At 49.3% G+C, this 10,856-nt stretch carries 11 protein-coding genes and 1 pseudogene; 6 read left to right on the top strand and 6 right to left on the bottom strand.

Annotation, left to right across the window (positions count from 1 at the left end; all coding sequences use genetic code 11):
* Nucleotides 1-253: 253 nt before the first annotated feature.
* Nucleotides 254-472 (bottom strand): hypothetical protein, encoded by a 219-nt coding sequence (locus DXU84_RS24565; RefSeq protein WP_013575645.1) that lies wholly within the window; start codon nucleotides 470-472, stop codon nucleotides 254-256.
* Between the two features lie 55 nt (nucleotides 473-527).
* Nucleotides 528-1,046 (bottom strand): ClbS/DfsB family four-helix bundle protein, encoded by a 519-nt coding sequence (locus tag DXU84_RS24570; RefSeq protein WP_013575644.1) that lies wholly within the window; start codon nucleotides 1,044-1,046, stop codon nucleotides 528-530.
* Between the two features lie 409 nt (nucleotides 1,047-1,455).
* On the opposite strand from DXU84_RS24570, the gene DXU84_RS24575 reads away from it, so the two are divergent.
* Nucleotides 1,456-1,710 (top strand): hypothetical protein, encoded by a 255-nt coding sequence (locus DXU84_RS24575; protein WP_015689969.1) that lies wholly within the window; start codon nucleotides 1,456-1,458, stop codon nucleotides 1,708-1,710.
* Between the two features lie 122 nt (nucleotides 1,711-1,832).
* Here the strand turns inward: DXU84_RS24575 and DXU84_RS24580 are convergent, their stop codons facing one another.
* Nucleotides 1,833-2,669 (bottom strand): MipA/OmpV family protein, encoded by an 837-nt coding sequence (locus DXU84_RS24580; protein ID WP_013575642.1) that lies wholly within the window; start codon nucleotides 2,667-2,669, stop codon nucleotides 1,833-1,835.
* Between the two features lie 206 nt (nucleotides 2,670-2,875).
* Between DXU84_RS24580 and DXU84_RS24585 the strand changes: the two genes are divergently transcribed.
* The 3 genes from DXU84_RS24585 to DXU84_RS24595 are packed head-to-tail and all read left to right on the top strand — an operon-like array spanning nucleotide 2,876 to nucleotide 5,429.
* Entirely contained in the window at nucleotides 2,876-3,553 is a 678-nt protein-coding gene (locus DXU84_RS24585; protein ID WP_013575641.1) for a response regulator transcription factor, read from the top strand.
* Complete coding sequence (locus tag DXU84_RS24590) at nucleotides 3,553-4,941, top strand: HAMP domain-containing sensor histidine kinase (protein ID WP_112152427.1); 1,389 nt, start codon at nucleotides 3,553-3,555, stop codon at nucleotides 4,939-4,941. Before DXU84_RS24585 ends, DXU84_RS24590 begins: the two co-directional genes overlap by 1 nt.
* A 50-nt stretch (nucleotides 4,942-4,991) precedes the next feature.
* Nucleotides 4,992-5,429, top strand: a complete 438-nt coding sequence (locus DXU84_RS24595; RefSeq protein ID WP_173362073.1) for a hypothetical protein — start codon at nucleotides 4,992-4,994, stop codon at nucleotides 5,427-5,429.
* Nucleotides 5,430-5,743: 314 nt separating this feature from the next.
* On the opposite strand, the gene DXU84_RS24600 is transcribed toward DXU84_RS24595, so the two are convergent.
* Nucleotides 5,744-6,841, bottom strand: a complete 1,098-nt coding sequence (locus DXU84_RS24600; protein WP_015697048.1) for an alkene reductase — start codon at nucleotides 6,839-6,841, stop codon at nucleotides 5,744-5,746.
* Nucleotides 6,842-6,960: 119 nt separating this feature from the next.
* On the opposite strand from DXU84_RS24600, the gene DXU84_RS24605 reads away from it, so the two are divergent.
* Nucleotides 6,961-7,890 carry a LysR family transcriptional regulator gene (locus DXU84_RS24605; protein WP_015697049.1) on the top strand — a complete coding sequence of 310 codons (930 nt, stop codon included), beginning with the start codon at nucleotides 6,961-6,963 and terminating at the stop codon, nucleotides 7,888-7,890.
* Nucleotides 7,891-8,257: 367 nt separating this feature from the next.
* Here DXU84_RS24605 and DXU84_RS24610 read toward each other — a convergent pair whose 3' ends face one another.
* The gene (locus tag DXU84_RS24610) at nucleotides 8,258-9,187 is read right to left on the bottom strand and encodes an alpha/beta hydrolase (RefSeq protein WP_112198625.1); all 930 of its coding nucleotides are present in this window, start codon (nucleotides 9,185-9,187) and stop codon (nucleotides 8,258-8,260) included.
* Between the two features lie 121 nt (nucleotides 9,188-9,308).
* Here DXU84_RS24610 and DXU84_RS24615 point away from each other — a divergent pair, with 121 nt between their 5' ends.
* Nucleotides 9,309-10,217: a LysR family transcriptional regulator gene (locus DXU84_RS24615; RefSeq protein WP_112152431.1), complete on the top strand. Its 909-nt coding sequence runs from the start codon at nucleotides 9,309-9,311 to the stop codon at nucleotides 10,215-10,217.
* A gap of 130 nt (nucleotides 10,218-10,347) precedes the next feature.
* On the opposite strand, the pseudogene DXU84_RS24620 reads toward DXU84_RS24615, so the two are convergent.
* Nucleotides 10,348-10,782 (bottom strand): annotated as a pseudogene (locus DXU84_RS24620) (class I SAM-dependent methyltransferase); the annotation flags it as partial.
* Nucleotides 10,783-10,856 lie beyond the last annotated feature (74 nt).

A 10,856-nucleotide genomic window follows, 5' to 3' on the forward strand; every position in this document is an offset into this window, starting at 1 on the left:
ATCACTCCTGAATTAATTGCAGTCAATAGAGTATGGCACTGGCTACTTCAGGGAGGGGCGTCCATAACATCACTACAGGTATCCTGACCGAAAAACGATGTCCGCTTCTCACTGTGCCGGAGGCGGACATGACAAGCAGCACAGCGTATTAGTTGTCGATGGTGAGGAGGCGATGTCCGGATGGCGTGACAAAATATCTCTATTAGTGAATGCTCCGGTTAAGCGGGATACTTACGCATGCAAGCCAGATTTCTTATTCGACACGCTTCACCTCCGGATGACGCTCTGTTGCCGCCTCATGTAAAATGTCATCAAGCCAACCTGGAATTTCTGCCTCTGTCAGATCGTTCGGAATTGCGATGTCGTAAAGCCGGGAAAATTTTCGCTCTGTCAGGTCTGCGCGGAATACCAGCCAGCGCTCCCCCTCACGTTTGATCCCAAGGTGTCGTCCAAAAACGTTGTAGATCAGCATTATTAATCTCCTGGCATTTTCATCAAAGTAAAGGTGACAAATTCACAGAGTTTTTTTATTTTAAGCTGATACTATTATTTTTCGCCCATTTCCTTAATCTGCCATTAGCATTGGCATAGGGAGATGATGTGTTAAATGAGATCATTCGCCCCATAGTCCATTTTGTGTACCATGGTTTAGCATACAAAGCGTCATCAGTGAGCCCATCAATAAGTTTCACTATTTCATCTTTTACTTCCTCGAGCTCAGTAATTAACGCGTTATAATCCAATTCGCTATAATCAGAGTAAAATTTTTGCGCCAGAAGCCCAAGTTGATTCCACTTAAAACCGGTTTCTGGAAAATTAACAGGCAATCCTTTCCCGTCGGAAGTGATCCACTTTACAACCAGAGTGTTCCACCCGAGCAGATAGGAAACCAGATCGCGAACACTCATTTCCGTGCCCTTGCAGTGTCCATCCATTGAGTTATCTAAGGTGAGTTCGGGGGGGATGGCATTAAGATAACTAATTAATTTATTGAAATTTTTATCGATTGCTAAAAGCAATTCAGATTTTGTTTGCGGCACATTCATACAGAGTTACCCCGCACTTCAGAAGAGATCCACAAAGACGCCATGTGGTGTTTAAATATCAATCAATTATGTACTTCCTGGCACGAAAGGGGAAGTCCCTGTAAACAGCTCTCTCTTTGTTCAAGGCACATGAATCACTCGAGGTTTGAGGCTATCAGGGGCTGCGACAGCAGCCCTGACGGGATGCATCTGGATCTTTTGTGCAGCCGCTTGTCTACGACGTTTCGTCATTGGGCCTTTTGTCAGCTGTTCGCTCGAAGCAGCCTGATGGGCTTCACCTACATATATTTTCCCAGCCGGGAAGAATAAATATCTAGGTAATAATTCATATCTTCTGTGGCATGGTGGTGTCAACGGACCTGAGAGAGAAGTAACAGTATCAGGAAATATTTCTAAAGATGATTTTTTTATGCTTCAGGAATTTAAAAAATTAAAAAATGATGACATTGCATTCTATAGAAGAATTGGTGTGAACATCAGGGTGTCATTTTGTCCGCAATTAAAAGATGACTATAAAGAAAGATTTCCGGAGAAATGGTTTTCATACCCTCCGGAAGACTTGGAAAAATTTGGTATAAAAAACATTCACTACGCCATTTCAGCTTCTCAATGGGTTCTCTCCATGAGAAATAAGCACGTTATTTTTGCCAGTTACTGTAATTAGGAGAAACAACAATGCGTGAGCTTTCTTTAAGTGAAATCCTTACGTCCTTTGTGAGTACCGCCCCATCATCTGTATCGGGGCGGATCGAGTGTGTATTTATTGACAGTGCAATCGAACTACGTTCAGAAGCTATATGTCACTTTCAAGCTTCCAGTGGGCGATGCTTTTCGTTGCACAATCGGGCTGTTGCGTGCATCACCAGCCAACTGCGTAAAGCCTGTTGCGGCAACCACGCTCCAGTCTTGGTTGAACTTGTGTGTCCAGTCCATATTCAGTGAATAGGCATAAATCCCGGAACCGGCATCATATTGACTAAACCCCGATGCGGCTGACTGTGATGAACTTACCCCGTAGTAAGTTTGCATATAGTTGCCTGTTCCCCAACTGCTGGTCAGCGCCATCGTCACGGTATTTTCCGATGAGCTATAAAGCGGGCTGATAATGCCGAAATGCAGGGCCGCGCCATTGTCCCGCTGAGAAAACGGCACCTCAGCCTGCAATTGCAAATGAAGCCAGTCGGTGACCTTATACCCCAGACCCAATGCCCCGATAGCCGAGCCTTTGATATCGCCCATACCCCGCAAGTCGTCACTGCCATCGCTCAGTGAGTCGCTGTCCACGTCATGATCCTTACGGCCTGCGCGATAGCTCAGCGCAGTACTGTAATCCAGCTTGCCGGTGCTGTTGCCGTAACCGATACCCCGCGTGGTACTCACGAAGAACCCATTATGCATCGAGTAATCAAGCACCAGGGCTGTCGTGACGCGGTTTTCATCCGAACCAGAATAAAGTGGCGTAACATCCACGCCTCCTCCCAACGTTAAGGCGTTACCCTGTTGTGGTTCTGCCGCAAGTGTTGGGGTGGCCAGTAACGCCAGCAGCGCGCCCGGCAGCATTTTTATCAGGGTGCGTCCTGAGAGTGAATAGGGGAACTTATGACGCAGTTCGAAGTTGCTCATTAAAGAAGTCCTTATGGATTCAAACGATTACGATGCAAGCGGGTTTTAAACGCCAGAACGCTCAGTTTGAATACGCACCCTAAAGTTCTCATGAGCTAAAAATGAAGAAATACTTAAGCACGTACCGGTGACACAAACCTGATAAATTTCCTGATACCGTTTTTTTCTTCAGACGTTCTTCATTCACTGTTGATAACGTAACTATTGTGAAAATTCTCCTCATCGAAGACGACCTGGATCTCGGCAACGGCGTACGTATTGCCCTTGCAGATCAAGGATTAGATGTCATATGGGTTCGCCGCAAAGTGGATGCGCTGCATCAACTCGATGCCTGCGTGCCGGAACTTGTGTTGCTCGACCTCGGACTGCCCGACGGCGATGGCATGAGCCTGATGGCGTACTTGCGCCAGCAGCTCAAGGGGATCCCCGTCATCATTCTGACCGCGCGAGGCACCCTGCAGGATCGCCTGTGCGGGCTGGATGCCGGTGCTGACGACTATCTCGTCAAACCTTTTGTTCTCGCCGAGTTGTTGGCCAGGGTAAGAGCACTTGCGCGACGCAGTTACGGTTTTGAGAATGAGGTGATAGAAATTCGTGGGTTATCTCTCCACGTGCCGACTCGTCGCGTGACAGTGAGCGCGCGGAATGTTGAGTTGACGGCAAGTGAATACGCGCTGCTTGAAACTTTAATGATGCGCACTGATCGCGTGCTTACACGAAGGTTTCTGGAAGAAAGGATATTCGGCGCCAAAGAAAATATGAGCAATGCACTCGATGTGCATATGGGTAATTTACGTCGCAAAATCGGCGACGGTTATGTACGAACGGTGAGGGGCGTAGGGTATGTCATTGATACCGTACCGATTCAGAAAGGGGCTGGTTGATGCGAAATTTTTGGCGCCACCTGAGAACTCCAACGCTCGTACGGCGAATTATGATCGCCCAGATGTTACTGCTTACACTGCTTTGGTGTCTTTTTCTGACCTACATTTTGTGGGAGAACTTGCGTAGCCCCCCGATGCTAACGGGCAGCAATACCTACGAAACCATTCTTACATTGGTTGATCGTATGGATGATCGCCCGCAGGATCGCAACGCGGTGCTGGAAAAGTTCAGCACAGCGTTGCGGGAAGGTTATGGCGGAGGTGAAGATCCTAAACTGTCAATCAGCCTAATCGTTCGGAAGAATAAAGAGATAATTTATTCATCTGATGGCGCTCCGTCAGGGGTGACAAACACCCTGTATGGGAAAATTCAGAGCATTCAGAGTGAAGGTCGCACCTGGACTAGCCGTACTCTCAAGTCCGGGAGATCCGATGCGGAGGTAACACTTGTCACGCCTGCCGGAGGCTGGAACTTTTTTATATACCTGAACTCGCGTGGATACTACATATTGCCGCTACTGGTGTGCATTCCTTTTCTTTTGTTTCCCGCGTGGCTGTCAATCCGTATTGCAATGCGACCCTGGAACAAGGTGATAAATGAAATTTCCTTACGAACTTCAGAAGATCTCTCTCCCTTAAAAGAAGTGCCAAAGCACATGGAGCTTCGCCAAATGGTGGACGCTACTAATCTATTTCTTGCCAGGGTACAAGAGAGTTCTGATAGGGAACGGGTTTTCATTGCAGATGCCGCTCACGAACTGCGTACCCCCCTGGCTGCGATGCGAATCAATGTGGAGGCGTTGCAGTCCTATGTAAGCAGTAATAATCAACAGGAGTTGCTTGCAGGGATTATTCGCAGCAATAGCCGTGCAGCGCGTCTTGTCAATCAGTTGCTACTGATGATGCACAGCGAAGTGCGCATTGACACTGTTATGGAGCCTGTGCCGCTGACAACGCTCATACAAGAGCGAATGGCTGCACTGGCACCGCTGGCGGCTGAGCGCAGGATTGAGCTCGAATTCTACTCTGATGATGAAGTCTGGATCACAGGCGTCAGGGAACGCCTGATGTCGCTGATTGATAATTTAATTGAAAATGCCGTGAAGTACAGCCCTGAGGGCGGACGGGTTGAGGTAGATGTACGATCACTTGATAAATCTACTCAGCTACGTGTTTCAGATGCAGGGCCCGGCATTCCATTTGAATTGAGGGAGCGCGTGTTCGATAGGTTTTTTCGCGATCCCAATCAGATACAAAGCGGGAGTGGACTGGGGCTTGCCATAGTCAAAGCGGTTGCGCAGCAACACAACAGCAGCGTATGCCTGAGTACGTCTGCAGAAGGTGGGCTCATGGTTACTGTTGACTTTCCAAACCACAAGTCCGCCTGAAAGAAAACATGATTTTGATACCAGCCCAGCGGAGGGCCTCTGTCAGAACAATGGAGTTGAAATTGAAATATTTGACGCTGTCTACACTATTATTTTCTATCTCAATCAGCGGGTGCGCCATAACCGTCAGCGAATTAAAAAGCAGTCAATCATCCTATGACGGCAGCTTCACGAGCAAGACGGAGCCCTCCGATACCTATCGAACCTTAAGGCACATGGCAAGGCAGTGCCTGGAATATGAGGCATATTCAGGAAATCCGGTCATCGTATTAAGCGAGTTTGACGGTGAGCGCAATGAAGGTGAGATCAATCAAAAGCTCCTTGCGCAGGGACTGTTGATTAACAACACGCTAATTGAAATAGAAAGACATGATGGGGACAAAGCACAGGTCAGCCTATACACAACCAAGAACATCTTGAGTGTGGGCATCAGGTCGCCAAATATAAGTGATATCAAGCGCTGGGCTGACGGCGATAGGTCTTGCTAGAACGACACTCTCGTCAATACCGTGAAGCATCTCAGGCCATATGACTTAATCCCCCGTTGATTTACACACCGCGATTTAAGTAATGCCTTCATCAGTAATGAGAACAACTGCGAACGTCTGCTGTTCGCTCTCAGCAGACCTTCAGCGTCACGTGTTTGTCTGCTGGTCAGGAGCGGACGTCACCAACAATTGAGTGTGCTACTCATAAGGGAGCAGATCAGACGAACTCAAAAATAGTTGTCGGGACCCTTAGCGAGCATGCGGATAGGATGCATTTCAGATGCATTTCAGATGCATTTCTGTTTCAGGGAAGCTTAATCCACGTGATACGTGGGATAATCTATATAACCTGCATCTCGCCCAGTATAGAACGTATCCTTATCAGGAATAGCTATCGGCCACCCATTTTTCATGCGTTTAACGAGATCAGGATTGGCTATGAAAGGACGCCCAAATGCGATTAAGTCGGCATAACCTTCTCTGAGTGCCAGTTCAGCACGCTCCTGTGTATAGCTGCCCGCGACGATGAGGGTACCTTCGTAGGCCTCGCGAAACTTTGTCAGAAAGCCAGCAGGAATGGCCTGAGCTCCCAGAGATTCCTGATCGCTCAAATGCACATATGCGAGATGTCGACGACGCAGTTCGATACCCAAAGATAACCAGGTATCCTGCTCATCATCAAAGCCATGCATATCCTGCAGGCGGCCAAAGGGTGCAATACGGATACCTGTCAGATGACTCCCGATGGCTGCAGAGACGGCATCCACCGTTTCCAGCGTAAACCGCAGGCGATTAGCAATATTACCGCCATAGCGGTCTGTCCTGTCGTTAAGTCCACCATTGATAAATTGCTCGAAGATGTAGCCGTTAGCCGCGTGGATCTCCACACCGTCAAAACCCGCCTCGATAGCATTTTTAGCCGCCCGAACGAAATCCTGTGTCACCCGCGGGACTTCATCCGTTGCTAATGCGCGGGGCTGGCTGTGAAATACGCGTACAGACTGACAGTTATCACCGGGAATGTGAGTGGTGCAGCCTTCTGCCACGCGTGAGACGGAGCTGACCGGTGCCTGCCCATCAGGCTGGTGAGCAATGTGAGAGGAACGACCTACGTGCCAAAGCTGGATGAATATTCTCCCACCCTGCGCATGTACTGCCTCAGTCACCTTTTTCCAGCCCTCTATCTGTTCGTCAGTGTAAATTCCCGGCGTGTAAGCCTGTCCACGGCCTTCCATTGAAACAGGTGAACCTTCGGAAACAATTAAACCTGCTGTTGCGCGCTGGCGATAGTAGGTGACCATACTGTCAGTGGGAACATGGTCATAGGCCCGCGATCGGGTCATTGGTGCCATAACGACACGATTATTAAGCTTTATTCCATTCATTGTATAGATATTCAGTAACTCGCTCATTCTGTCTCCTGAAGCCATTTCATGGTAAAAATCTGTTAGCAACGATCTTATCCTTATTTGAAGGCCATGATTACCTGGGCAAAAAGACCCTCAGTGTTGAGATAAAGGAACCAATATTTGTGACGGCACAACTCAATGGCGTACAGGAATTTACTGAAGTCGTCAGAAAAGGCAGTTTCGTTGCTGCAGCTGAGGGTTTAGGCGTGACGCGTTCTGCACTCAGCAAAAGCATCAAGCGTCTGGAAATTCGGCTGGGGGTTCGCTTACTCAACCGCAGTACGCGAAGCCTGTCGCTGACACCGGAAGGTGAGATCTATTTCAATCGCTGCACTGTTGCTCTGGATATGATTTCAGATGCCGAAAGCAGAATAGAGGCGGGGATAGTCGAGCCGTCTGGACTGATGCGGCTGACGGTTCCCGTGGCCTTTGGGCACCTTTTCATTATGCCCTTACTCAATATCATGGCGTTAAAATACCGGGCCCTGAATATCGAAGTTGATTTCAGCGATCGGGTTCGCGACCCCGCGACAGACGGCTTTGACCTTGCACTGAGGCTTGGCCCCCTGCCTGACTCAGGTGATTTGGTTGCCACCCGCCTGGGCGAGCAAAGGCTTATCATTTGTGCCTCAGCGGGCTATCTGGAACGAGCAGGCATCCCCATTGATCTTCGTGAGCTTTCATCACACAGATGCATTTCAGGGTTACCATCAGACGGGCAAACTTACTGGCTAATCCGGGGCAAAGAGGGGCACGTTGTAAGACATGTTGTTTCCTCAGCCTACCGTTTTAATAATGGTCAAGCCATGCTGGAAGCGGCTATCGCAGGATGTGGGGTGACGCAACTTCCGGACTGGTTATGCGGTGATGCCATCAAAAAGGGGCAGCTTCGTGCAATTCTACCCACCTTTCAGGCACCGCCCACCCCCATTTCTGCAATGTGGCCCAGGACTCACACGGTGCTTCCTAAAGTGAGAGCCTTGATTGAAGAACTGAAAAAAGAGTTGCCGGCACTGTTAACGAGCGCGCAGCGTTCATCTGTTACGAGATAATGAGATATCAGTGCCTGATACATCAGCGACCGCAAGCCTGCCAGAATTATATTCTCTCAAGCATATTGACCAATGATTGTGAGCGTCTGTTTCCATTCTTACCCGGTAATGAGCACCGTAGATTTCGCCCCCCTGAGTCATACGTTTTCTCCTGGATAATCCGGCCTATTATCAGGAAGGCCGACTGATTAACCTTCAAGCGGCATAATAATAAAGCCGAAGGTCAGGCGGCCCAGGCGGAATACGCGCTTATATGCGCTATGTGAGGCAAGATCCGGCGGATAAGTGAGTTGTATCTGTAAATGGGGGATTTTCACTCCTGACGGGCGCAGTCAGTCGCGCCCGTTATTTAGTTCATCATTGATGATTACTTCGCAGCATCCCGCAGGACCTGCTTCATAAAGGCGACGGAGCTCTCCAGAGCCTGCACTGCTTCTGGCTGCAGCGTGGAGAAGAAATGCCAGGCGTGGAACATACCCGGCCAAACCTCCAAATTTACGCGAACCCGGTTATCACCCAGATGAGTTGCGAGCCGCATCGCGTCGCTCAGCATCAGTTCATTCTCGCCAATCTGAACCAGCACCGGCGGCAGACCCGTCACATCCGCAAACACCGGTGATGCCATTGGGTGATTAGGTAACGCATCGCCCAGGAAGGTGCGTGCCAGGAAATCCAGGCCGGCCTTGGTGTTCAGAGGATCAAGACCTTCCCGGTTGGTCATGGAGACGCCCGTATGCTCAAGGTTGGCCCATGGGGAAATGGAAACACCGCCGGCCGGAAGTGGCAGGCCTTTATTACGTGCAGCTACCATAATGGTAACCACCATTGCTCCGCCCGCAGACTCGCCCGCCAGTAAGATTTTGCTGGCATCAAAGCCCTGTTCAATCAACCACTCATACGCACGAACGGTATCGGTAACGGGCGTGGGGAAAGGATACTCCGGTGCCAGACGGTAATCCGGCATGTAAACCCGTGCGCCCAGCATGCTGGCGTAGTTACCACCAATACCGTGATAGCCCGCCGGTTCGCCGACAATATAAGCCCCGCCGTGGATGTACATAACGATGGCATCAGTTTCAAGTTTGTCAGGCGTCACCAGCGTGCCCGGTACGCCCCCCATGTCGACTTCAGTAAAACTGACACCGGAAGGTGCAGGATTTTTAGCCAGCATACGGGTATAGGCGTCACGTACCTCACTCATAGGCGTTACGGTATCCTCACCCGTAAGGATTGGACCCAGGCCGGCCAGGCTTTCTGACCATTCTTTTACGGCTTGTTTGGTTTGTTGATTCAGCATTTTTATTCCTGTTTGTATTTGCGTTAAAAAATAACAGGAACCTATAGTATATAAACATTTAGGGAATGTGCTTCCCGTATCAGGGTACGTTAAAGCCCGTATTAAAGGAGATAAATAAAGCATGGAGATCAACAGTATTGGTGATATCGCCGCATTCGTCGCGGCTGTAAAAGCCGGGAGTTACACCCACGCAGCGGGTTCCCTCGGGCTCACTCGTTCTGCCATTGGCAAGAGTATTGTCAGGCTCGAAACGCGTATGGGTGTTCGTCTCCTTAACCGTACCACCCGGAGTCTGAGTCTGACTGATGAAGGGAGGGTCATGTTCGACCGTTGCCGACAGATACTGGATGACCTGGAAGAGGTCGATGCCGCCATGGCCATGCGCAGGGGGAAACCAACGGGGACTCTCCGGCTGAGTGCTCCGCTTTCTTTTGGGCAGCGCCATATCCTTCCCATTCTGGATGTTTATCTGAAAAAGTGGCCGGAACTTCGTGCGGAGGTGTCCTTTAGCGACAGGTTTGTTGATCTTATTGAAGAAGGCTTTGATATTGCCATTCGCATCGGTGAACCCCGCGATGACTCGCGCATTCTTACCCGAACGATTGCTTCGCAGCACATTGTCACTTGTGCATCTCCAGAATATTTGTCCTCACGGGGCGTTCCAGAAACGCCCGCAGACTTAACCAGGCATGACACTATTTTTCTTCTGAGTGCAGAAAAGAGACGCAGCTGGCGGTTTGCGACTCCGGAAGGTACTTTTGTGTATGAAGGACCCGGGCGGCTAAACCTCGACAGTTCGGAAGCCATGCGGGCATCGGCAATTTCCGGATTTGGTATCGTTCACTTACCGACCTATTTGCTAGGGGAGGATTTACGTAGTGGTAAGCTGATACCGGTGCTTGAGGAGTATCCTTTCCCTCCGGAACCTATTCGGCTCATTTATCCCAGTAAACGACATTTATCCCCGCGAATTCGGGCCTTTATTGACCTGCTTGTGGAAAGCTGGGAGCAAGGTTTACCTTGGGAATAAAGTATATCCAAACGCAGTTGTCCGGCTACATTTTCAGGCACAATGTCCGCTCCTCGCTCATAACTGCCAGGAGTTAGCTTGGTGCTTAACAATCACATTACACTTTATCAATCTTACCAATTGGATGAGCTTAGAGTGCAGAGCAAACGAGAGTTGCATGATCCCACCATGGGTTATTATTAATCTTTGTAGCGCGAACGGTAAATTGTGCTTCCCGCACCTCATCCAGCAATGCCTGAAGTGGTCGTAAGGTACGCCAAGGTTGACCATTCTTTAGCAATTGATGTTTTTCGATATCATAACAGTCAATGTCTTCAGGGTTGTGGGGGCTCCCACACATGGAACTGATCACAAAGTGCCCTTTGGGTTTAAGAACTCGTTTTACTTCAGCCAGGCAGCGTTGCCTGACTTCTCCAATAAGACAATGCAAACAACTACCATCAACAATCAGATCAAACTCTAAATCCGAAAATTGAGGTAGGTTGCAGACATCACCAACAATAAAATGGGCGGTGAGATTAGCTTGTTGAAAGCGTTCTTCAGCCCATTTGATTGCAGTTTCTGAATAGACCCGGGTTTCGTAGACACTTTTTTGCCTCATAATGGAGGCCTAATGAAGGAGTGTTTATGTCAGTCAAA

The sequence above is a fragment of the Rahnella sp. RcJ3 genome, assembly GCF_009498575.1.
Taxonomy (GTDB): Bacteria; Pseudomonadota; Gammaproteobacteria; order Enterobacterales; family Enterobacteriaceae; genus Rahnella; species Rahnella aceris.

Excerpts from the sequence above, each read along its gene's own strand:
- DXU84_RS24590 (WP_112152427.1), top strand. The coding sequence starts at position 3,553 with ATGCGAAATTTTTGGCGCCACCTGAGAACTCCAACGCTCGTACGGCGA.
- DXU84_RS24600 (WP_015697048.1), bottom strand. The coding sequence starts at position 6,841 with ATGAGCGAGTTACTGAATATCTATACAATGAATGGAATAAAGCTTAAT.
- DXU84_RS24580 (WP_013575642.1), bottom strand. The coding sequence starts at position 2,669 with ATGAGCAACTTCGAACTGCGTCATAAGTTCCCCTATTCACTCTCAGGA.
- DXU84_RS24570 (WP_013575644.1), bottom strand. The coding sequence starts at position 1,046 with ATGAATGTGCCGCAAACAAAATCTGAATTGCTTTTAGCAATCGATAAA.
- DXU84_RS24595 (WP_173362073.1), top strand. The coding sequence starts at position 4,992 with ATGGAGTTGAAATTGAAATATTTGACGCTGTCTACACTATTATTTTCT.
- DXU84_RS24575 (WP_015689969.1), top strand. The coding sequence starts at position 1,456 with ATGCTTCAGGAATTTAAAAAATTAAAAAATGATGACATTGCATTCTAT.
- DXU84_RS24565 (WP_013575645.1), bottom strand. The coding sequence starts at position 472 with ATGCTGATCTACAACGTTTTTGGACGACACCTTGGGATCAAACGTGAG.
- DXU84_RS24610 (WP_112198625.1), bottom strand. The coding sequence starts at position 9,187 with ATGCTGAATCAACAAACCAAACAAGCCGTAAAAGAATGGTCAGAAAGC.
- DXU84_RS24615 (WP_112152431.1), top strand. The coding sequence starts at position 9,309 with ATGGAGATCAACAGTATTGGTGATATCGCCGCATTCGTCGCGGCTGTA.